Annotated in this window: 23 protein-coding genes; 11 read left to right on the top strand and 12 right to left on the bottom strand. The window is 43.3% G+C overall.

Going from position 1 to position 20246, the window contains the following annotated elements; all coding sequences use genetic code 11:
• The first annotated feature begins 42 nt into the window (after nucleotides 1–42).
• A complete protein-coding gene (locus AACW75_RS15875) occupies nucleotides 43–948 on the top strand; it encodes a DUF808 domain-containing protein (protein ID WP_145569024.1) in 906 nt (301 codons plus the stop codon).
• A 117-nt stretch (nucleotides 949–1065) separates the two neighbouring features.
• Here AACW75_RS15875 and pyrC read toward each other — a convergent pair whose 3' ends face one another.
• On the bottom strand, nucleotides 1066–2094 hold the full coding sequence (gene pyrC / locus AACW75_RS15870; RefSeq protein WP_017074747.1) for a dihydroorotase: 1029 nt from the start codon (nucleotides 2092–2094) through the stop codon (nucleotides 1066–1068).
• Nucleotides 2095–2293: 199 nt separating this feature from the next.
• Nucleotides 2294–2452: a YqaE/Pmp3 family membrane protein gene (locus AACW75_RS15865; RefSeq protein WP_004731890.1), complete on the bottom strand. Its 159-nt coding sequence runs from the start codon at nucleotides 2450–2452 to the stop codon at nucleotides 2294–2296.
• A 218-nt stretch (nucleotides 2453–2670) separates the two neighbouring features.
• Here AACW75_RS15865 and AACW75_RS15860 point away from each other — a divergent pair, with 218 nt between their 5' ends.
• Nucleotides 2671–4542 (top strand): hybrid-cluster NAD(P)-dependent oxidoreductase, encoded by a 1872-nt coding sequence (locus tag AACW75_RS15860; RefSeq protein ID WP_145569026.1) that lies wholly within the window; start codon nucleotides 2671–2673, stop codon nucleotides 4540–4542.
• Nucleotides 4543–4643: 101 nt separating this feature from the next.
• Here AACW75_RS15860 and nadE read toward each other — a convergent pair whose 3' ends face one another.
• A complete protein-coding gene (gene nadE, locus AACW75_RS15855; protein ID WP_135457403.1) occupies nucleotides 4644–5474 on the bottom strand; it encodes an ammonia-dependent NAD(+) synthetase in 831 nt (276 codons plus the stop codon).
• A 109-nt stretch (nucleotides 5475–5583) separates the two neighbouring features.
• On the opposite strand from nadE, the gene AACW75_RS15850 reads away from it, so the two are divergent.
• Both AACW75_RS15850 and AACW75_RS15845 read left to right on the top strand, forming a co-directional pair.
• Nucleotides 5584–6105 carry a nicotinate-nicotinamide nucleotide adenylyltransferase gene (locus tag AACW75_RS15850; protein ID WP_017074750.1) on the top strand — a complete coding sequence of 174 codons (522 nt, stop codon included), beginning with the start codon at nucleotides 5584–5586 and terminating at the stop codon, nucleotides 6103–6105.
• A 22-nt stretch (nucleotides 6106–6127) separates the two neighbouring features.
• Nucleotides 6128–6619 (top strand): hypothetical protein, encoded by a 492-nt coding sequence (locus AACW75_RS15845; protein WP_145562260.1) that lies wholly within the window; start codon nucleotides 6128–6130, stop codon nucleotides 6617–6619.
• Nucleotides 6620–6812: 193 nt separating this feature from the next.
• On the opposite strand, the gene AACW75_RS15840 is transcribed toward AACW75_RS15845, so the two are convergent.
• Nucleotides 6813–7439: a hypothetical protein gene (locus tag AACW75_RS15840; protein WP_017074752.1), complete on the bottom strand. Its 627-nt coding sequence runs from the start codon at nucleotides 7437–7439 to the stop codon at nucleotides 6813–6815.
• Between the two features lie 175 nt (nucleotides 7440–7614).
• Between AACW75_RS15840 and AACW75_RS15835 the strand changes: the two genes are divergently transcribed.
• Nucleotides 7615–8721, top strand: a complete 1107-nt coding sequence (locus AACW75_RS15835) for a 1-acyl-sn-glycerol-3-phosphate acyltransferase (protein WP_145569028.1) — start codon at nucleotides 7615–7617, stop codon at nucleotides 8719–8721.
• A 176-nt stretch (nucleotides 8722–8897) separates the two neighbouring features.
• On the opposite strand, the gene AACW75_RS15830 is transcribed toward AACW75_RS15835, so the two are convergent.
• Nucleotides 8898–9497: a hypothetical protein gene (locus AACW75_RS15830; RefSeq protein ID WP_145562254.1), complete on the bottom strand. Its 600-nt coding sequence runs from the start codon at nucleotides 9495–9497 to the stop codon at nucleotides 8898–8900.
• 103 nt (nucleotides 9498–9600) lie between these two features.
• On the opposite strand from AACW75_RS15830, the gene AACW75_RS15825 reads away from it, so the two are divergent.
• Complete coding sequence (locus AACW75_RS15825; RefSeq protein ID WP_145569030.1) at nucleotides 9601–9903, top strand: YnjH family protein; 303 nt, start codon at nucleotides 9601–9603, stop codon at nucleotides 9901–9903.
• Between the two features lie 36 nt (nucleotides 9904–9939).
• On the opposite strand, the gene AACW75_RS15820 is transcribed toward AACW75_RS15825, so the two are convergent.
• The gene (locus tag AACW75_RS15820; RefSeq protein ID WP_029225021.1) at nucleotides 9940–10239 is read right to left on the bottom strand and encodes a YfcZ/YiiS family protein; all 300 of its coding nucleotides are present in this window, start codon (nucleotides 10237–10239) and stop codon (nucleotides 9940–9942) included.
• Between the two features lie 531 nt (nucleotides 10240–10770).
• Between AACW75_RS15820 and AACW75_RS15815 the strand changes: the two genes are divergently transcribed.
• Nucleotides 10771–11232 carry a TetR/AcrR family transcriptional regulator gene (locus AACW75_RS15815; protein ID WP_017074756.1) on the top strand — a complete coding sequence of 154 codons (462 nt, stop codon included), beginning with the start codon at nucleotides 10771–10773 and terminating at the stop codon, nucleotides 11230–11232.
• 408 nt (nucleotides 11233–11640) lie between these two features.
• Here the strand turns inward: AACW75_RS15815 and AACW75_RS15810 are convergent, their stop codons facing one another.
• The 6 genes from AACW75_RS15810 to AACW75_RS15785 form a co-directional block, all read right to left on the bottom strand.
• Nucleotides 11641–12423: a heme ABC transporter ATP-binding protein gene (locus tag AACW75_RS15810; protein ID WP_017074757.1), complete on the bottom strand. Its 783-nt coding sequence runs from the start codon at nucleotides 12421–12423 to the stop codon at nucleotides 11641–11643.
• A complete protein-coding gene (locus AACW75_RS15805) occupies nucleotides 12423–13460 on the bottom strand; it encodes a FecCD family ABC transporter permease (protein WP_065111425.1) in 1038 nt (345 codons plus the stop codon). Before AACW75_RS15805 ends, AACW75_RS15810 begins: the two co-directional genes overlap by 1 nt.
• 125 nt (nucleotides 13461–13585) lie before the next feature.
• Nucleotides 13586–14482, bottom strand: coding sequence for a heme/hemin ABC transporter substrate-binding protein (locus AACW75_RS15800; protein ID WP_102551531.1), 897 nt, complete (start codon nucleotides 14480–14482; stop codon nucleotides 13586–13588).
• A 178-nt stretch (nucleotides 14483–14660) separates the two neighbouring features.
• The gene (locus AACW75_RS15795) at nucleotides 14661–15074 is read right to left on the bottom strand and encodes an ExbD/TolR family protein (protein WP_017074760.1); all 414 of its coding nucleotides are present in this window, start codon (nucleotides 15072–15074) and stop codon (nucleotides 14661–14663) included.
• A complete protein-coding gene (locus AACW75_RS15790; RefSeq protein WP_102551532.1) occupies nucleotides 15071–15772 on the bottom strand; it encodes a MotA/TolQ/ExbB proton channel family protein in 702 nt (233 codons plus the stop codon). Before AACW75_RS15790 ends, AACW75_RS15795 begins: the two co-directional genes overlap by 4 nt.
• Nucleotides 15773–15774: 2 nt before the next feature.
• Nucleotides 15775–16578 (bottom strand): energy transducer TonB, encoded by an 804-nt coding sequence (locus AACW75_RS15785; RefSeq protein ID WP_145569032.1) that lies wholly within the window; start codon nucleotides 16576–16578, stop codon nucleotides 15775–15777.
• 161 nt (nucleotides 16579–16739) lie between these two features.
• Here AACW75_RS15785 and hutW point away from each other — a divergent pair, with 161 nt between their 5' ends.
• From hutW to AACW75_RS15765, 4 genes are all read left to right on the top strand, one after another.
• Nucleotides 16740–18149: a heme anaerobic degradation radical SAM methyltransferase ChuW/HutW gene (gene hutW, locus AACW75_RS15780; RefSeq protein WP_145569034.1), complete on the top strand. Its 1410-nt coding sequence runs from the start codon at nucleotides 16740–16742 to the stop codon at nucleotides 18147–18149.
• 57 nt (nucleotides 18150–18206) lie between these two features.
• Nucleotides 18207–18728, top strand: coding sequence for a heme utilization cystosolic carrier protein HutX (gene hutX, locus AACW75_RS15775; protein ID WP_145569036.1), 522 nt, complete (start codon nucleotides 18207–18209; stop codon nucleotides 18726–18728).
• 154 nt (nucleotides 18729–18882) lie between these two features.
• A complete protein-coding gene (gene hutZ / locus AACW75_RS15770; protein ID WP_017074765.1) occupies nucleotides 18883–19413 on the top strand; it encodes a heme utilization protein HutZ in 531 nt (176 codons plus the stop codon).
• A gap of 178 nt (nucleotides 19414–19591) precedes the next feature.
• On the top strand, nucleotides 19592–20134 hold the full coding sequence (locus AACW75_RS15765; RefSeq protein WP_145562243.1) for an ATP:cob(I)alamin adenosyltransferase: 543 nt from the start codon (nucleotides 19592–19594) through the stop codon (nucleotides 20132–20134).
• Nucleotides 20135–20246: the final 112 nt, after the last annotated feature.

The raw sequence follows: 20246 nt of genomic DNA, 5'->3' as shown, positions 1-20246 counted from the left end.
TACATTTTATCAATTGTTTAATCCCTTAAAAGAGACCATAAAATGGCTGGAGCAAGTTTATTAACGCTACTGGATGACATTGCAACCGTGTTGGATGATGTCGCACTGATGTCTAAGGTGGCAGCTAAAAAAACCGCTGGTGTGTTGGGGGATGATTTAGCACTGAACGCTCAGCAGGTATCCGGTGTTTCTGCTGAACGAGAAATCCCAGTGGTATGGGCGGTTGCAAAAGGCTCATTTAAAAACAAGTTGATTTTGGTGCCTGCGGCATTATTGATCAGTGCCTTTATTCCTTGGCTGATCATGCCTTTGCTTTTGATTGGAGGTTTGTTTCTTTGTTTTGAAGGGGCGGAGAAAATCTTAGAGAAGCTGTTTCCTCATTCTCATCAAGATGATGAAAAGGGAGAGGATACGAGTACTGGCGAATCCATAGAGGAATATGAGAAGAGAAAGGTCGCAGGCGCGATTCGTACTGATTTCATATTATCTGCGGAAATCATCGTGATAGCTCTGGGCACCGTGACGGGTACAAGTATCCTTACTCAGATTCTTGTCGTGAGTTTGATAGCCGTTGTGATGACGATTGGTGTTTATGGCTTAGTTGCTGGGATCGTGAAGTTGGACGATTTAGGTTTCTATCTCCAGCGAACATCGAATGGGAGTGCCATTAAAACCCAATTGGGTAACGGGCTAGTCGCATTTGCGCCCAAGTTAATGAAGACGCTTGCGGTGGTTGGAACGGCTGCGATGTTTTTGGTTGGCGGCGGTATTGTGGTTCACAACGTCCCTGCGATTCATCATTTAATTGAACCGATTATTATGGACTTCAGTGGACATTCGATTGCAACCGCGGTGGTACCAACGCTATTAAATGGTGTGATTGGTGTTCTTTCAGGGTTGATTGTCGTCGCGATTTGGAGTGCTATTGGAAAAATTCGTGGTAAATAATCGTTAAACTATTTCTTGTAATAAGACAGCTTTTCATCGAAACAAAAAAGGGTCACCATAATTATTATGGTGACCCTTTTCGTTAAATGGAGGGCGTTTACTTAACAGCCCAAGCGCTTATTTTACAGACCAAGCAATCGTCTCGCCGCCACGGATTGGCACAACAATGTCTGAACCGAAAGGCATTGTTTCAGATACATTCCACTCTTCTTTAACGAGTGTGATTGTATCTGAGTTACGTGGCATGCCGTAGAAGTCTGGGCCATTGTGGCTCGCGAATGCTTCTAGGTTCTCAATCTTGCCTTCTAAATCGAATACTTCAGCGTACAGTTCAACCGCAGCGTGCGCTGTGTAAGAACCTGCACAACCACAAGCTGACTCTTTGGCGCCCTTTGCGTGTGGCGCAGAGTCTGTACCCAAGAAGAATTTTTTGCTGCCACTTGTTGCTGCTTCGATAAGCGCCAATTGGTGCGTGTTGCGCTTAAGGATTGGTAGGCAGTAGAAATGTGGCTTAATGCCGCCAACCAACATGTGGTTGCGGTTATAAAGCAAGTGGTGAGCTGTAATGGTTGCCGCTACGTTCTCGTTAGCGTTCTTAACGAAAGTCGCTGCATCTGCAGTCGTGATGTGCTCTAGAACGATCTTCAAGTTAGGGAAGTCGTTAACAATCGGTGCTAGAACTGTGTCTAGGAACTGCTTTTCACGGTCAAAGATATCAACATCGTGAGCCGTTACTTCACCATGAACAAGCAGCAACATACCCACTTCTTGCATGGCTTCTAATACGTGGTAAATCTTTTGAGCAGAAGTTACGCCAGAGTCAGAGTTTGTCGTCGCGCCAGCAGGGTAAAGCTTGGCCGCTACAACAGCGCCAGACTCTTTCGCTTTACGAATTTCATCAGGAGTTGTGTTGTCTGTTAGGTAAAGTGCCATTAGAGGCTGGAATTGTTCACTTGGCTGCTCTGCCATGATGCGTTCACGATAAGCAAGCGCCATTTCGGTATCGGTTACCGGTGGGATGGTGTTTGGCATGATTAACGCTCGACCATTGTAGCGGCTGATATCGCGCACTGTATCTTTTAATACGTCGCCATCGCGTAGATGAACGTGCCAGTCGTCAGGACGAGTAATCGTAAGTTGTGTCATTGAAGGCTCCCACCATTTGAAGTGTTGTGTAGTTGGAGCCTAAACTCAGCGAAATTTGTGAAAGCAATCGCTTACGTTTAGGCGACAGGATGATAGTGGAAAAGCACTTTCATTTCATCCTATTTTTAACCCTTCAGGGTTAGGAGCTTGTTTTTATGAGTATTTTATTCGGTATTAATTCTCGGAGATGGTCGAAGGGTCAGCGAGTGGCTACCCATAATCCGTGGATCATACCTGGTACCCAGAAGAAGAAAGTAAGGATGATGTTAATCAGCAAATCTTTACCTGCGCCGCGAGCGAAGAACACGCCAACAGGAGGGAGTAGTACACATAAGATGATAATGACAAGTTTGTTCATGATAAATCCTTTTTATTCAATGAAAGTTCAATGCGGTAACCGTGTTCAAATTATAGAACGTATGGAGAGTGTTAATACATTGCTGTCTTTATGTAGATAAGACACTAGGATAAACATCTCAAGATATTAGCTTAGTATCAAGTGTTTAATGCCTGCCAGTTTATCTATTTATAACCATTTGTTAGCATTGGGACAAACAACAAAACATTGGAATCGTTATGTCGCAGCTACCTTTAGATAAAAAAGCTCAAGATCAAAAGGCTTCAGAGCAAGTGTCTTCTCTATCTCAAATTAATGTGTTTCCGGTTAAATCTGTAGGCGGGATTTCACTCTCTTCTGCTTGGGTCGAAAAACAAGGCCTAACTTTCGACAGACGCTTTATGTTGGCATTGGCAGACGGTTCAATGATCACGGCGCGTAAGTATCCGAAAATGGTGAAGGTATCTTCAAGCTTGCAACCAGACGGTTTGATCTTCACTTATGAAGGCAAAGAGCCTTTACGCCTAAAGTATGCGAATTTCAAGATGCAAGAAGCACCAGCAACGGTTTGGAAAGACAGCTTTACCGCTTACACCACCAATGATGAAGCTGATGATTGGTTTAGCGATGTGTTGGGTGTCCGAGTTGAACTCCTGTTTTCAGGTGAGCAATCGAATCGTGTTCGTGAAAAGCTCGGTCACAACGTAAGTTTCGCTGATGGTTACCCAATGTTGGTGATCAGCCAAGCATCGCTTGATGAGTTAAACCGCCGCAGCCCTGAAACTCATTCAATGGATCAGTTTCGCACTAACTTTGTCGTTTCTAATACCGAAGCCTTTGCTGAAGACAGCTGGAAGCGTATCCGTATCGGTGAGGTTGAATTCGAAGCCGTTAAACCTTGTGAGCGCTGTATTTTAACAACGGTTGATGTTGAACGCGGAGAATTCAGAGAAACAAAAGAGCCGCTTAACACCTTTTCTAAATTCAGAGCGAATGAGCGCGGTGGTGTTTTCTTTGGTCAAAATCTAGTTGCTAAAAATGAAGGCTTAGTTAAAGCCGGTGATGTTGTTGAAGTACTAGAAACCAAAGAGAAGGAGCACTACCAAGATACTTGGGTAGAATCATTGCATTTAACCTGTGTTGAACGTGAAGAGATCGCTCGTGACTTTACAACTTTTTGGTTAGAACCTGCGAAAGAGAACCACTCACTACCAAGTTACCAGCCTGGGCAACATCTGCCGATTGAGATGGTGATTGATAGCGAGACGATTTCGCGTCGTTACACGTTATCTTCTAGCCCATCACGAGCGGGTCGTTTGGCGATTTCAGTGAAGCGAGTGGATGATGGTCAAATATCTAACTGGCTCAATGATCATTTCCAAGTGGGCGATACTCTAGTCGCTCAAAACCCAGATGGTGCGTTCTACTTAGAAGCAAACCTAACCCATCCGTTACTGCTTTTGTCTGCAGGCAGCGGTATTACCCCAATGTTGTCGATGCTTCGTTACTTAGCCGACCATGGTCAAATTGATGATGTGGTTTTCTATCATCAATGCAGTAGCGAAGAGGATATTCCTTATCAAGCTGAGATTGATAAGATTGCCAACGAACATAAAGGGTTACGTGTGATTTACTCGTTAAGCCAACCAACTAAAGAATGGGATGGTTTATCTGGTCGTTTGAGCGTGTCGCATATTGCTAAAATTGAAGCACTACACAAGCGTCAAGCGTTTGTGTGCGGCCCAGACGGCTTTATGGATAACGCAAAAAAACTGTTAATCCAAATGGGGCTCAACCCTCAGCATTATCATCAAGAAGCATTTGGCTTGGCTCAATCAACTGAAGAAACAGTGAAGCAACTGCAGTTGAGTGTTAATGGTTACTTGTTTGAAGGTAATAACCAATCAACGCTACTAGAACAGGCTGAATCGGCGGGTGTGTCTATTGCTTCTAGCTGCCGTGCTGGTTTTTGCGGAGCGTGTAAAGTGACCCTTGAGTCTGGGCAAGTTCACCAACCAGATGTACCTGCGTTGCAAGATCATGAGCGTAACATGGGGCAGATACTGGCGTGTTGCAGTGTTCCGCAAACTGATATCGAAGTTGTGGATTAATAGCTCGCTAGATCATAAAGAAAAACGCATTAAATAGAAAAGGCCGGAAGATCATTGAAATGAACTTCCGGCCTTTTAAATTCTGAGACTAATTCAAAAGATTAATCGTAGATCGTTGGGATTGGTTGACGCTTGTGCTGTGTTGCTTTGTAGATACCAACTAAACGATCGGATACATCTTGAGGCACTTCTTTGCCTTCAAGGAAATCATCGATTTGGTCGTAAGAAAGGTTCAATGCTGCTTCGTCGGCTTTCTGTGGGTCAAGCTCTTCGAGGTCGGCAGTAGGGACTTTCTTAACTAATAGCTCTGGCGCACCTAGAGTTGCTGCTAGTTCACGAACTTGACGCTTGTTCAGGCCAAATAAAGGTGCTAAATCACATGCGCCGTCACCGTGCTTAGTGTAGAAGCCCGTGATGTTTTCCGCTGAATGGTCAGTACCAATCACAAGGCCACCAACGTAACCTGCAATTTCGTATTGTGCGATCATGCGAGCGCGAGCTTTCACATTACCTTTTACAAAGTCGATTTTTGCAGAATCTGTTGGAAGCAAACCTGTGTCTTCTAAAGCCACGTGAGATGCCGCATGCAACCCATCCACGCCTGCTTTAATGTTTACAGAAACAGATTGGGAAGGCTGGATGAAAGACAGAGCAAGTTGTGCTTCATCTTCATCTTTTTGCTCGCCATAAGGAAGGCGAACTGCAATGAATTGGTAGTCGTTGTTGCCAGAGCTTTCATTTAGGCTGTTAATGGCCATTTGTGCCAAGCGGCCACAGGTTGTCGAATCGACACCACCACTGATACCAAGAATGAGAGATTTGCATCCTGATTGCTGAAGTTTCGTTTTGATAAAGTCCACACGACGAGTCACTTCGAAGTGAGGGTCTATTGAAGGTAGTACGCGCATTTCGTCACGAATTAACTGTTCCATTCGTATTCCTTTCCTGCAAGCAAATTAAAAATCTAGTGTTATCATACCTAAATCATCCGATTTAAAAACCTCTTTGCACAAGCTTAGAAAGAGAAGGCAGTAATAAATAATGGAAAAAATAGCCATTTTCGGTAGTGCGTTTAATCCGCCGAGCTTAGGGCACAAAAGTGTGATTGATTCGTTGGCTCACTTTGACAAAATTCTTCTGGTCCCCAGTATTGCCCATGCTTGGGGAAAAGAGATGCTAGACTTTGATACGAGATGTCAGTTGGTCGAGGCGTTTATCTCTGATTTATCGTTGGAGCAAGTTGAACTTTCACTGGTTGAGAAAGGGTTGTTTACTCCAGGTGAAAGTGTCACGACTTATGCGGTGCTTAGTCAGCTTCAAAAACAGCATCCAGAGGCTGAACTGACCTTTGTCATCGGGCCTGACAATTTCTTTAAGTTTGCATCGTTTTATAAATCGGACGAAATAACGGAACGTTGGTCTGTGATGGCTTGTCCTGAAAAAGTTAAAATTCGTAGCACTGATATTCGCCATGCTTTGCAAAATGGGAGCAATGTTGCAAAACTGAGTACAAAGTCAGTTACAAGGATATTGCAAGACAGTGAACTGTATACAATAATGTAGATTCACTAACTCGAGAGGTCTGATGACTATGCTAAAGGGCGCGATACCAGCGACGATAATCATTGCGGCATGCAGTATGCCTGCACACGCTGATTGTGATTTTTTTAGCTTAGATTCAATAATGCTGACTTCTGATGATGAAAATAGCTGTTTAGATTTGTCTACGAGCATTGAGTCCTTCGGCCAACGCATGTTAGAAATCAGTGGTCTCGCTGATGCAGAACCAGAAAACAAACCAGACTATTGGTCCGATTGGGTAATCCAAAGCAAAGATTCCCCTTTGTTAACGCAAAGTCTTGAATCTAATTATGTTGGCTTAGGTATGTGGTTCCCTGAAGATCTGGAAGACGATCAATATGACATGTCTACTGAAGAATGGTTGATGAACCATGGTCTTCAATTGAGTATCGGTTTTGGTGAGAAAGTAGAAGGGCAACCTCGTATGCGTTTTGACTACCGCTGGCATGACTCACGAGATGCAGACCTAATGATGCAGGTTGAATTGCCATTCTAGATTGGTAGATTATTAATCTATGTTGAGATGTTAAGAATTAAAAGTTGAAATGCTAAGAATTAAAAAAGCCGCAAAAACTGAGTTTTTGCGGCTTTTTAGTGTTTGGCGTCTTTGGTTTGGTTTAAAAACTCGGCTTAGAGAGTGACTTGAAGTTGGGCTCTAGCGAGTGAATAACGATGCTCGATCCTTTTGGCTAGAGATCTTCACCAAACACGAGCATACACAGCTGTTCGAACTCTTCTTCTTTTCCAGAGAACAAATCATCAATCACAAGCGTACGTTTCTGACCTGACTGCATGCGTTTCTTCGCTTCGCGCATTACCATCACCAAGGTGTGCTCTTGTGGCAGATTCGAATCATCGATGTTCCACTGATTGAATCGCTGAGACAGGGCGCTCTCGCAAAGCAACGGTTTGAACGCCAACACTTCTTGTTTAAGCACAGAAAGCATATCTTTGAATGCTTGTTCGGTATTATTTGCTTTTAAAGCACGAGCTTTGGTGAGTTCTAACTTTTCTAGTAGCGCTGAAGATAGGTTTGTTTGAGTGATGTAACCCGCCTGTCTTGGGAAAGAATCCGTCAAACGTACAGAAAAGTCGACACGATTCACTTGGGTATTGGGAAAGTAGGTCAGTGATGTTAAGCAATCATAGGGAATCCAGATACTTTGCCCTGGCTCGACGGCATATTCTTGTTTACCCAGCTTTATCAAAACCAAGCCACTTTGAACCGATACAAGGCTATGTTTAAGTACTTTCTTTCTTGGTGTAATTACCAAGTGTGAAAAGTAAGCCGATGTATATTCAATAGCGAAGTTCATAGATAGTACCTTAATTTTGGGGCGTCAAGATTACCGTTAATCTTAAAGAATGCCAACAATAACAGGGGATTTTCAATGTTTCTGGTCTGACCTTGTCAAAAGTATGGGCTCTGTAGCTGCGATAAGTCAAAACAACGCGTAGAATGAGCAAGATTTTTATTATATGAATTAAAAAATGACCTCTCCAAGCGATCCATATGTTGATATTCGTCCTTACGGCGATGATGAAATTCCTGCGGCACTAAACCGTCTTATTAATGATGAAGAATTTATCAGTGCGATCTTGCACTACCGTTTTTCAAACCATGCGTCTTGGTTCAAAACATTAATGAGTCCAATTTTACGCGTGTACTTAAAAATGAAATGGAGCAAGCTGACTAGCGTTGAATCCATTCAGATTGAAGTGAAAAAGTACTTACGCGACACGTTAGCTAAAACCACTAATGGTGTGACATATACGGGCTTAGAGTCGCTGGATGCCAATAAAGCTTACTTGTTTGTATCAAACCATCGTGACATTGCTATGGATCCAGCGTTAGTCAATTACGCTTTGCATCAAAAAAATCATCAGACTTGTCGTATTGCGATTGGCGACAACCTGTTGAAGAAGCCATGTGCCACTGAATTGATGCGTCTCAACAAGAGCTTTATCGTAAAGCGTTCTTTGAAAGGGCCGCGTGAAATGATGAAGGCCTTAGGCCTGCTCTCTTCTTATATCAAGCACTCTTTAGAAACGGGCAACTCTATCTGGATCGCTCAAAAGGAAGGCCGTGCTAAAGATGGTAATGATTTTACTGAGCCTGCAATTCTAAAAATGTTTCATGTTGAAGGACGTAAGCAAAAAATTGCATTCCCTGAATACGTGAAATCTTTGAAGATAGTACCTGTGGCTATTTCATATGAAAACGACCCATGCGACATCGCTAAAGCGATAGAGCTTTTTGAGAAAGACGTAAACGGTAGCTACGAAAAGGGTGAGTTTGAAGATATCGAAAGTATCATTCAAGGCATCATCGGTAATAAAGGCCGTGTTCATGTTGGTTTCGGTCAGGTTATCGACCAAGATTTTGATACACCTGAAGCGCTTGCTGAAGAGATCGATCGTCAAATACACGATAACTACAAACTGTTCCCAGTAAACCTACTGGCAGCAGAAAAAGAAGACGAATCGATTACTGCTTCGGTTAAGAAAGAATTTTCAGACAAATTATCGAGCTTGCCACAAGGCGCTCGTCAGTACTTGATTGATAGCTATGCGAACCCTGTGAAAAACATTGGTTAACTCGCTTATTGGTTAATCTGCTTACTTAGCTTACTAACATACTAGCTCATAGCTTGGTTAGACTAGCGAGCACATTAGCTAACTAACAAGTAATTGAATTGAAAAAGGAGCCTCAGGCTCCTTTTTTGTTTCTGGTTCTATTGCTCTAAAGAGCTAAAATCCGAGCTTTGGCTGAACTAGCGAGCGACGGCACCACCAAGTTCTAAATTGGTTGGCCAAGTCGTCACCGTGTTGCCACCTAGGTAGATATTGCCTTTAACCGTCATGGTGTCGGGAAAAACTGTAATTGCAGAGCCGCCAATATACAGATCACCGTCAATAACGATCCCGTTTGGAAGCTCAGTTAAAGGCGTGCGAATCACGCTTAAGTCACCCTTCACTCTAAAGCCATTTGGAAGCCTCTGTAACGGAGTATCAGTGAGATTAATAAACCCTCCCACTCGCACACCTCGGGGCCAACTGGTAATTTGGCTGCCGATTAAGTCCGCGTAGCCTTTTATCTTAACCCCAGTAGGGACTCTAGCGAGTTGGCTATTAGATGCTTTTAGACTTCCGTTTACTTCTAAACCTTTCGGTAGACGGGTAATCGGTGTGTTCTCTATGTTCAAATTACCGTCAACAACCAAGCCTGTTGGGAGTGATGTGTACGGCTTATTTCGTAAATATAAGTTTCCGTAATTATCCAGATGGTTCAATATTTGATACTGATCGAGTGGTTCTGCAGTCACATTTGTTATGGTTAAAGAACCAATAATAAGTGCAATTATTCGGAGCATAACAAGCTTCTTATTACGATAGACTTGAACACTATAATGAAAAAATTATTCACGCATAGTGTTTTACTCATTTGTTGGTAGGTAAAAAAGGAATAGAACGACAATGAAAGGTAAATCTGTGATTGGTATAAAGCATCAGATTCTAAAAGGTTTTGTGATTCTAACATCAGTGTTTTGTTCAGTATCAGCGAGTGCGAATAAAATAATCTCAACGCCCGCAAAGGCGGCAGTGGTCGTCACTCAGAGTGGTTCTCCGCAACGAGTTTGTTATTACGATGATAAGGCTTACAGCATAGGTGCTGTGGTTGAGGTTTCAGGCGTGGTGATTAAATGTGCTAAGGAAAATGATTTTGAGACTAATGGTGCACTGGGATGGATTGAAATGACAAAAAAAGACGAGCGGTGAGCTCGTCTTTTAATTGTATGTGTACTGATGCTTATATTAACGCGCTAGAGAGCGAGTCTTAAGTTCGAAAATAATTTTCTCAGCGCTTACTTCAAATTTAAAGCGCGCTTGCAATTCAGTACTTTCTTCAGTCATCTCTGATACTTCAAATTCGACATTGCTAGACACTTGTTTTGCTAACTCAACATACTTAGCAAACTCAGTTTCAATAAGGGTTTTAGAGTTACCGTAAACCGTTACCTCAGCAACCTCGTCGCCTTCTTTAATGATGAAGCCGATTTCACCTGCACAACCGCAAGCTTCACATACATCATTGTTACCAACATCTTGGCTCATAAATAATCCTCTCACAAAGTCTGAGGTTATTCTAACGAGCAATTTGAACTGTATCTACAAAAATTAAAATCTTTGAACTAATTTGTACTGGTATGCTATGTTGTTTGTTTAGAGGTGAAATGAATATGAACATTCGCGACGCAAAATATGTATGTGATCTCTATCATGTTTTGCCGAAGATTAATGTTATTAATTTGTCAGAATATCATTCACTTAGTTGCGTCAGGAATGATTTTATAAGACTATCTATCGCTTGATAGGTATTTATACAATGAATTTTTCGTTGGGTATTTCATATTCTAAGTAGTTATTTAAAATTACCGACTTAGGATTGTAAGGTGATTATTCGGACAATAATTAGACAAAGCGTCCAAAGAGGCGTCACTGTAGAATTATTCGGATGTAGTATTTATGTGAATTTAGTTATAAATACTTGCGAAAAATCACTTTGCTCACATAATGCTGATAACGATTTGCATTCTGACTTTATTTGATTGAGTTAGATGGATTTACAAAGAGAAGAGCCTGAATATGCCAAAGCGTAGTAAAGAAGATACAGAAATCACTATCCAGAAGATCATGGATGCCGTTGTAGACCAGTTACTAAGGTTGGGTTACGACAAGATGTCATACACGACGTTGAGTCAGCAAACGGGCGTTTCTCGTACAGGTATAAGCCACCATTTTCCAAAGAAAACTGATTTTACTGCTGCTCTAGACGGCCGTATTTTTAAGATGTTCATGGAACATATTGACTTTGAAAATGGTCTTGATGCATTTTCTGCTAGTTGGGTTAGCGCGCTTGAAGACGCTGAGTTCCTAGCAATTTTACGTCTACTTTTCCATCATATCGTTACTGCTGAAAGCGCACACGAGTTTGCTGCAAACGGTATTGATCGTCTATACAAACTGACTGAAACTCAGTTTGGTGATACTAGCGGTAAAGAACTAGAGTGGTTGATTGGCAAATCATTGATTCGTATGAGCCAATAATCAACACACCATAAAAGAAGCTCCTGAGGGGGCTTTTTTTATGCCTGAAATTTCACTTATCCTAATCTTTTCCTATCGTTCTAATTCTGTCGTTCTCATTTTAGTGTGACTGTTTTGCTCCCGCCTTGAAAATGTTTATTTCTTTTCTTTTTATATGCTTACATTCATGCCTTACCTTTGTGTCCACTTGTAAAAACTCAACAACACTAATAGTTACTGTACGTCTCTAGAGCCTCAAACGCTCAGAGTGAGACATTTTTGGGTTGGTTGCTATGGTTATTAATAAAATGAAGTTTAAGGCGAGAGAGTGGCTGTGAGCCAATAAAAAAGCCCCGAAAAAATCGAGGCTCAACATAAAGTGGTTGTTAGAGGAACGAATCCTAAAAATGCGTAGAACCTTAGTAAAGTTTATTGTGCTGGATGAACCTGAGGGAAACTCATGGTTGGATGTTTTTCTACGATACTTCTGTAGCCATACACATTTTCAATCATCGAAGGCTTGAGTGCTTCCCAAGGGTTTCCGTCGCAAACCAAGTTACCGTCTTTCAATACCACCAATCGATCTGAGTATTGAGCGGCTAGGTTTAGGTCATGCAATACCACGATGACGGCTGCGTTGTGGTTGTCGGCTAACTCTCTCGCGATTTTCAAGGTGTTGTGCTGGTGGGCTAGATCCAGTGCTGATGTTGGTTCATCGAGCATCAAGATACATTGGTCACCAGAATAGTGAAGCTGAGTTAGTACTCGAGCCAAGTGAACACGCTGTTTTTCGCCGCCAGATAAAGAAGGGTAGAGCCTTTCACTTAGATGAGATACATCGGCTACGTCCATTTTTTGGCTAGCAATGTTAGTGAGCTTCTTGTTGGATTCTTGCAGAGGGATCCCCCCAAGTTCAACAACTTCATGAGCAAGGAATGGGAAGGTTAGCGTACTGTGTTGAGGAAGCATAGCCAGATGCTTTGCTAGTTTCTGTGAAGGCCATTTGTCCTTGGTATGTCCAAAGTATTGGATATCACCCGTGCTTGATATCTCTTGGCACAAGGCTTTGAGTAACGTACTTTTCCCCGCCCCATTTGGTCCAAGCAGTGTCGTTACCTTTCCTGCTTCAATCTCAATAGAAACACCATCTAATATCACTTTACTACCGAACTTCACTTCGATGTCGGTCGCTTTTAACGCTGAAGGAAACATTAAAGGATTCTCCCTTTCTGTTGAAATAGTAGATACAAGAAGAATGGAGCACCGATGATTGCAGTGACAATGCCTACCGGCAGTTCTGCTGGTGCAAGTACCACGCGTGAGAACATGTCTGCAGCTGTGAGTAGTAATGCGCCTAGTACCGCCGATAGGGGTAAGAGAATACGGTGATCTGGGCCAGCTAACATGCGACCCAAATGAGGGATAACAAGGCCGATGAAGCCAATCATGCCAGATAGGCTAACCGTGACGCCAACGCCTGCGGCCGTTAGTAGAATCAATCTTCGCTTAAGCTTCTGTACTGGGATACCAAGATGCTGCGCTTCTGACTCCCCAAGTAGTAGCGCGTTCAGTGACATAGCTTGACGATAGAAAATAACAAACAATCCAACGAGCGTGACAGCAGCAAGCAAAATGCCAGACCACTTAGCACCCGCTAATGAACCCATTGACCACAATGAAAGATCACGCAGCATTTGGTCATCAGCAATGAAGTTCAAAAAGCCAATACCTGCGCCTGATAGTGCACTGATCGCTACACCCGCTAACAACATGATAGTGACTGAAGTACCGAATTTTCCCGTACCCAGCTTATAAACGAGCAGCGTGGTCAAGGCTCCGCCTAGAAAGGCAAATATAGGCACAGCCGCAAAGTTCATGAAAGCAGGGTATTGTAGTGAAAGCTCAGAGAAAAGCACGATGGCTAATGCTGCACCTAATGAGGCTCCGGCAGACACGCCTATGATTCCTGGCTCGGCAAGTGGATTTCTAAACAAGCCTTGCATGACTGCGCCGCATAAAGCGAGAATTGCGCCGATTAGCATGCACAATATCGTTCTGGGTAAGCGAATTTCTTGAATCACCAAATTGATGTGAGGTGCTAAGTCATTATTTGGTTGGAGCAGGCTGGCTGCGCTGTCAGCCAAGCTAATGTTCATTGGCCCAACAGTGATCGAGTACAGCGCGACGAAGACTAAGGTGGCTCCTAGGCCTAACATCGATGTTTTCAGTGGGACGGATCGTAGCAACATAAAAGGCCTCAATGTCTATCACCCGCTTCAATACTTATCACCGACTTCGCAAAAAACGAGACGGTGATGAGCATTAAGCAAGCAACAGTAGAAATAGGGTAGTCGAGTTATAGCGGGTAGATAAGTTATAGCGGATAGATAAGTGCGTTTAATCGCTTAGCTTCTGAAAGGCTTTCAAGACCAAGCCCTCCGACTAAGGCACTGCCCTTCACGGTAATGATTTGCTTGTTCATACCTGCTGGAGTCGCCGCTAACATAGGTAACGATTTAAGAATGGCATCAGCGCCACCCATTTTCTGGTAGCTACGGCCGCTCACTAAGATGACATCAGGCTGCATTTCAACCAATGACTCCATCGACAGTGGTTTGTAAGACGTCAGGCTTTTAGCCGCAGGGTTTACGCCGCCAGCCAGTTCAATGATTGCGTTTGGCGATGTTTCACCGCCAGCAACGTTCGCAGGGCGACCTTCATGTAGCAACAGGAATAGAACTTTCTTCGCTTCGTTGCTTGGAACCTGATTCGCTTTTAGTGCTGCGATCTTTTGATTCACTTCGGCTTTCACTTGCTGTGAGTGGTCTTCGGTATGGGTGATCTTTGCGATTTGGTCGATACGCTTTAACAGTCCTTCAACGTTCGCTTCGGTGTTAACGATCTCTACATCGATGCCCACAGATTTCAATTGAGAAATCGCGTTGTCTGGCCCCATCTCATCTGAGCCGATGAGTGTTGTTGGCTCTAAGGCAATCAAGCCTTCAGCAGACAAGTTTCTGTGGTAACCGATCTTCGGCAGGTTTTCTGATTGAGGGAAGTGACTGGTTACGTCAATAGCCACTAACTGTTCTTCTGCGCCTAATGCCAATACCAATTCAGTTACGGCACTGCCGGCACTGATGATTCGAGGCTGTTCAACGTCATCGGCCATTGCAGTTGGCGCGCTCAGTGCCAAGCTCATCGCTGCCATTGAGAGTATGTGTTTTTTGGTCTTTAGGTTAAATTTATTGAGCACTTTTAAGTCTTTCATAATGATTTCTTTATACTTTCTTTTGATGGAGAGCAATCGCGAAGATACTCAGTGAGCAATCCGTTCGCATTTGAGTTCGAATTCGAATCGATAGAGGCTTAGCCCTAGTTATAAGGTCTAATGAATAAAGAATCAGACCTTATAAAAGGCGCTAGATCTTCAAACATTAAATGTTGTTCTAGCCACCTTCAGTGAGCAGTTGGGTTGCTGGTATTCCATTTTCTTGAAGGAATGACAGCAATTTCACTAGGTTCTCAACGTTGGCGGCTTTATCAGCACCAATGATGATCGGTTTCTTGTCCGTTGAACCTGTCTCTTCAAGCAATGCCAACTTGAAATTTTCCCAATCGATGTATTCTCTGCCGTTAATTGCCCAGTAGGGTTCGTGGTCTAAAATATTGACGCTAATCGAATCTTTGTGGACTTCAGACACGCTTTTAATGTCAGAGCTTGGAAGTTCTACTTCTAAAGATTCCAATTTCACCGAGGCCGTAAGCAACAGGAAAACCATCACAATAAAAATGATGTCGAGAAGCGGTGTTAAATCCGGCGCTAAACTCTGTGTTTGAGATGATTGAGGCGTTTTAATCATGCTTGACTCGTATCACCAACGGAGGCTTTGTTTACAGATAAGCTTTCAATATCGCTCGACTGATTGGTATGAATCGACATGCCTTCTAACCACACATTTACATAGTTCAAGGTATGCTCTAGCTGCGCTAGTACACGATCAGCCCATAGCCCAAGCAGTTGAGCACCAGAGATAGCAGGAAGTGCAATCATCAAGCCTGCGGCAGTGGTTCTCATCGCTAGGCCTAATCCGTCTGCGAGATCGTTTGGCGTAATGCTTCCTGTGGTGGCTGCTACGCCTTTGAACATTTCAATAAGCCCTAATACCGTACCAAGCAACCCGATAAGTGGGCTGATCACGCCAATTAGACCAAGTAATCTTAAGCCGGCATGCAGCTGATGGCGTTTTTCTTGTAGCCAGATCCCTGCGGCATCCTCACGTAACCCTTTTGAAAAAGAGTGGTGGGCCAGCACCATTGAAACGCCCTTGTACAGCAGCGGTCTTTTGCCTGAAATAGACTGAGCGAGCGCTTCAATCTCTTTGCTGTTGGTTGGTGAGATCAGGTTTAGTTCACGACGAATGGCTCGTTTGCCTACGCCAATGCTTAGCATGACTTGAAAGACACGTTCAGCGATGATCATTGCTGTTAATGCTGAGCAGATAAGAAGAGGCCAAGTCATTAAGCCAAGTTGATCTTGTAAGTAACTGATTTGTTGCATGATTAATCCAACCTAAAACGAACAGGTATTTGTACTCGGTGAGCAATCGCTCGACCATTGACAGTATGAGGTGAGAATTTCCATTGTTTAATGGCATCTAATGCGGCGCTGTCTAGCATTAGTGCGCCTGATGAATTTACTAATGCTTGTTTAATTTGTTTGCCTTCTGCGTCGAGCCAGACCTCATAAGTTGCGACACCTTCAACACCACGACGTCTTGCTTGACGCGGGTAATTCGGTGGTGTGGGGCGAGAAGAGAAAGAAGGCTTAGTGACTAAGACTGGCTCTTTGTTCGATACACCTTGATTGACTTGCTGAGGCTGATTAGCTGAATCGTCTAGATTCTTATCGACTTTCTTGTCGGCTAGCTGCTCTGGTTGAGTGGTTGGCTTGGACTTTGGTTCTGGGCGTTCTTTCTTGACGACCTTTCTCTCAGTCACCGGTTTCTTTTGAACCTGCTTTTTCTCGGCAACCTTCTTCTCAATTTTTTTTGGTTGAGGTTTGTTGGTGATCGCTTTTTTCTTTGGAGTTGGCTTAACTTGCTTTGGCTCAACCGATCTTGGTTCGATTGGTTTAGGTTCTGGGTGTGAGACTGTTTCCTTGATTGGCTCTGGTTCAACCGGCTCTGTGATGGTTTTTTGTTGAGCCGGGGAAGGTGTGTTCTTAGGCGTGAAGTTGATCGATACCGTGTTCGATTGGCTACCTGCAGGCATCGCAAAGACTTTGGATTCTTGAGCGACAAATAACAGCGCTGCATGAATCACTAATGATGCACCGCCTGCAATAACATATCTAAGAACGTTCACATTCAATCCTTTACCAAATCTAAAATCTGTATTGGATTATTGCTTAGAATCTAAATAAGATCAATTATCAATTGCATTATCATTTACGTCTATTTATGATTCTCTCAGTTTTTAGCGAATAGTCTTCCAGACTTTGCTATGTAAGTGTTTAGAGAGATTATATGAGTCTTGATATTTATAAGTTTGACGAATCAGTATTGGGTGTTTCTAGCCCTGATCCGCTTCGTTTTGCGTTTGCAAAAAAGCATTCTGCACATGCCGGTGGAAGTTCAATTCCGGTCGATCCGAGTAAGAAGTTAGAGATCTTTGATGAACTGATGCTAATTGAAGGGAAAAAACAGGATAAACGTTGTTTGTATATCCATATTCCTTTCTGTCGCGTGCGGTGTACGTTCTGTAACTTTTTCCAAAATGCTGCAAGCCGCAAACTAGTGGATGAGTATTTCGATGCACTAATGGTAGAGCTGAAGCAAAAAGCCAGAACCCCTTGGGCGCAATCTGGATTATTTCACGCCGTTTATATTGGCGGTGGAACACCAACCGATTTATCTCCCCAACAAGTAGAGCAGTTAGGCAAGGCTATTCGCCAATATTTCCCACTGGCAAACGATGTGGAAATGACCTTGGAAGGGCGCATCAATCGATTTGGCGATGAAATGTTTGACCGTGCACTAGAGGGTGGCTTCAACCGTTTCTCATTCGGTATTCAGAGTTTCAATACTCAGGTTAGGCGCAGTGCTAAGCGCTTAGATGACCGAGAGGTTGTGATGGAACGTATCAGTTCACTGAGCCGTACTGAACAAGCGCCTATCGTTCTTGATCTGCTATATGGGTTACCACATCAGTCGATGGAAGTGTTCCAACAAGATTTAGAAGACTACATGTCTACTGGGGCACACGGTATTGACCTCTACCAACTGATTGTTTCGGGCAATGCACCTATGCTTAATCTCGTTGAAAAAGGAAAAATCCCACCACCGGCCAATACGCCAGATAAAGCGAGCATGTACTTGGCGGGTGTCGAGTTCATGGCAAAAAATAAGGTCAAGCAACTGAGCGTGAATCATTGGACTCGTGATAACCGTGAACGCAGTATTTATAACAGCTTAGCGAAAACCTACGCCGAAGTTCTGCCTATTGGTTGTGGCGCTGGTGGCAACATTGGTGGCCACGGTGTGATGCAACATCGAACTTTAGACAGCTACATGGAGTCTATAAAGCAAGGTCAACTGCCAATAGCCATGATGACGAAACAAAGTTCATTAGAGCCAATCTTCTCGACATTAAAGGCAGGCTTTGATTCTGGTGTTGTTAGAAGAAGTACGTTACCGACCTTTATGGGACAAGACACGTTCGATTATCTGAAGCCTCTGTTCTCACATTGGGAAAAGAATGGCTTGGTTGAGCTTTCGGAAGATTATCTGACCCTCACTATTGCTGGTAGCTTCTGGGCAGTAAGCCTCGCTCAAAGTGTGATTCAAGTGCTTAACGCTGAATATCAGGCTATGCATCCAACACCGAAGGCATCCGGTTCGGTCGGCCACCCGCATGCAAGTTTGAAGCACGCTTAATATCGAATCTTTAGTTTATAACTTACGTAAATTACTCGTTTATACGGAACATATTCAATGACAGATACAACATTAGAAATGACAGAAACTCTAGAACAACGCGTAGCTCTAATTTTAGAAGAAGAGCCAAAACTACTGCCGACAGCAATTGCTGAGAAGCTAGGTGTTTCAGAAGTTGAAGTGGTTGCAGCCTTTCCAAGCGAAATGGCGGTGATGTTAGATGGCATCCGTGCTCAAGAGATTCTAGAAGGTTTAGTTGGTTGGGGCCCTGTGACCACTATCGTGCATTCATTTGGTTCTATCTTTGAAGTAAAAGCACCATTCCCGAAAGGAAAAGTAGCACGTGGCTACTACAACTTGATGGGCAAAGAGGGCGAGCTTCATGGTCACCTAAAGCTTGATAACGTTAAACATATCGGTTTGGTGAGCAAGGCGTTCATGGGTCGTGAAAGTCATTACTTCGGCTTCTTCAGCGAAACCGGCGAGAACATTTTTAAGATCTACCTAGGTCGTAATGAAAAGCGCGAGCTTATTGCCGACCAAGTTGAACGCTTTAAAGCGCTTCAGCAACAAGCATAATCAAGATCGACTGTAAGCTTAAAAAAGGTCAACAGAGAGCTTAACCAAAACCAACAACTAGCTTAAATAAGACATGAATGCTCGAGGATCTTAATGATCGCTCAACCTCGGGCGAAAAATAATAAATCAGAGAAAGTGAAGAAAGGAATTACCCATGGAACAGCAAGTAAAACAAGAACGTCTACAAGGTCGCCTAGGTCCAGAAATTAAAGAATTTCGCCAAGAGCGCCGTACCCTTCAACTTGCAACGGTTGATCAAGAAGGTCGCCCGAACGTAAGTTACGCACCTTTCGTTCAAAACCAAGAGGGTTACTTTGTTCTCATTTCTGATATTGCTCGTCATGCGCGTAACTTGAAAGCAAACCCTCAAGTCTCGTTGATGATGATTGAAGATGAAGAGAGCTCGAAGCAACTTTACGCACGCAAGCGTTTGACGTTTGATGCTCAAGCAAGTGTTGTAGAGCGTGAAACTGAGCTTTGGACTCAAGTGATCGGTCAGATGCAAGAGCGTTTTGGTGAAATCATTGATGGTTTGAGCCAGCTGCAAGACTTCTCTCTGTTCAACCTTAAAGCAGAAAACGGCCTGTTCGTTAAAGGTTTTGGTCAGGCATACCAAGTATCTGGCGACGATCTGGTGGATTTCGTTCACCTGGAAGAAGGCCACAAAAAAGTATCTAACGAGTAATCTCGTTTAATCTAATGTTAAGAGCCCTCTAATGTGAGGGCTTTTTTATGCCTAAATATTGTCGCTGTCTCTTAAGGCCACGTTGTAAATACGAGACTTTAACTCGAGAAAAAGCAGATTAAATCAAAGAGTTTGGTATATTGGCGTCTGATTAATATTAAAGTTTAAGGATCGATACGTGAAACCAGTAAGTCGAGATTGGGACGAGTTCTGTTACCCATTTATTTATGAAGACAGCCCTATCTGTGATTTTGAAATCTTATCGGACGAGCTCTGTTGTCGAGTTGGGTTGGTGCTTTCTTTGGAATTGGAGCCTCAGGTTCGTGAAATCCTGCAACGCCTACAACCGAATATCTATCACTTAAATGGGTCTGTACGTGGGAAACTCGCCATCACAGAATCTGAATTGGTCGAGCTCAAGCAAGATTATCATCATGTTCGTGATCAGCTAGAAGGCGGGTTCAAAGGTTTTGTTTTACCCGGTGGGCATCGAGTATCCAGCGAGCTGCACTTATGTCGCTGTCAGGCTAAAAAAGTCGTGCGAGCGCTGGTGAGTATTGAACATCATGAAAGCAAAAAATCGCCAGACCCGATTCTTTTTAAATACGCTAACTTAGTGGCGAACACACTTTATGCATTGGCGTCTTTAACCAATCATATCAATGAGGTAGAGGAAGTGGAGTTTGTGAGTAAGAGTTACTCTATGCCAAAGAAATCTTAAGGTAGAGCTCTGCACTGATTCATCTCTAATGCATAAGAAGATAAGAAGATAAGAAGATAAGAAACTAAGAAGCTAAACCGTTAAGCATGATGCCAGGTTTAGCTTCCAAAAT

It is taken from the genome of Vibrio sp. L3-7, assembly GCF_963898195.1.
Lineage (GTDB): Bacteria > Pseudomonadota > Gammaproteobacteria > Enterobacterales > Vibrionaceae > Vibrio > Vibrio echinoideorum.
Note: the sequence above shows the minus strand (reverse complement) of the source record. Positions and strands in the feature narration are given on the sequence as shown.

Excerpts from the sequence above, each read along its gene's own strand:
- AACW75_RS15865 (WP_004731890.1), bottom strand. The coding sequence starts at position 2,452 with ATGAACAAACTTGTCATTATCATCTTATGTGTACTACTCCCTCCTGTT.
- AACW75_RS15830 (WP_145562254.1), bottom strand. The coding sequence starts at position 9,497 with ATGCTCCGAATAATTGCACTTATTATTGGTTCTTTAACCATAACAAAT.
- hutZ (WP_017074765.1), top strand. The coding sequence starts at position 18,883 with ATGGAACAGCAAGTAAAACAAGAACGTCTACAAGGTCGCCTAGGTCCA.
- pyrC (WP_017074747.1), bottom strand. The coding sequence starts at position 2,094 with ATGACACAACTTACGATTACTCGTCCTGACGACTGGCACGTTCATCTA.
- AACW75_RS15810 (WP_017074757.1), bottom strand. The coding sequence starts at position 12,423 with ATGTTTCCTTCAGCGTTAAAAGCGACCGACATCGAAGTGAAGTTCGGT.
- hutX (WP_145569036.1), top strand. The coding sequence starts at position 18,207 with ATGACAGATACAACATTAGAAATGACAGAAACTCTAGAACAACGCGTA.
- AACW75_RS15820 (WP_029225021.1), bottom strand. The coding sequence starts at position 10,239 with ATGAGCCAAGATGTTGGTAACAATGATGTATGTGAAGCTTGCGGTTGT.
- nadE (WP_135457403.1), bottom strand. The coding sequence starts at position 5,474 with ATGGAACAGTTAATTCGTGACGAAATGCGCGTACTACCTTCAATAGAC.
- AACW75_RS15815 (WP_017074756.1), top strand. The coding sequence starts at position 10,771 with ATGCCAAAGCGTAGTAAAGAAGATACAGAAATCACTATCCAGAAGATC.
- AACW75_RS15795 (WP_017074760.1), bottom strand. The coding sequence starts at position 15,074 with ATGATTAAAACGCCTCAATCATCTCAAACACAGAGTTTAGCGCCGGAT.
- AACW75_RS15790 (WP_102551532.1), bottom strand. The coding sequence starts at position 15,772 with ATGCAACAAATCAGTTACTTACAAGATCAACTTGGCTTAATGACTTGG.
- hutW (WP_145569034.1), top strand. The coding sequence starts at position 16,740 with ATGAGTCTTGATATTTATAAGTTTGACGAATCAGTATTGGGTGTTTCT.
- AACW75_RS15800 (WP_102551531.1), bottom strand. The coding sequence starts at position 14,482 with ATGAAAGACTTAAAAGTGCTCAATAAATTTAACCTAAAGACCAAAAAA.
- AACW75_RS15825 (WP_145569030.1), top strand. The coding sequence starts at position 9,601 with ATGAAAGGTAAATCTGTGATTGGTATAAAGCATCAGATTCTAAAAGGT.
- AACW75_RS15840 (WP_017074752.1), bottom strand. The coding sequence starts at position 7,439 with ATGAACTTCGCTATTGAATATACATCGGCTTACTTTTCACACTTGGTA.
- AACW75_RS15850 (WP_017074750.1), top strand. The coding sequence starts at position 5,584 with ATGGAAAAAATAGCCATTTTCGGTAGTGCGTTTAATCCGCCGAGCTTA.
- AACW75_RS15835 (WP_145569028.1), top strand. The coding sequence starts at position 7,615 with ATGACCTCTCCAAGCGATCCATATGTTGATATTCGTCCTTACGGCGAT.
- AACW75_RS15845 (WP_145562260.1), top strand. The coding sequence starts at position 6,128 with ATGACTATGCTAAAGGGCGCGATACCAGCGACGATAATCATTGCGGCA.
- AACW75_RS15875 (WP_145569024.1), top strand. The coding sequence starts at position 43 with ATGGCTGGAGCAAGTTTATTAACGCTACTGGATGACATTGCAACCGTG.
- AACW75_RS15860 (WP_145569026.1), top strand. The coding sequence starts at position 2,671 with ATGTCGCAGCTACCTTTAGATAAAAAAGCTCAAGATCAAAAGGCTTCA.
- AACW75_RS15805 (WP_065111425.1), bottom strand. The coding sequence starts at position 13,460 with ATGTTGCTACGATCCGTCCCACTGAAAACATCGATGTTAGGCCTAGGA.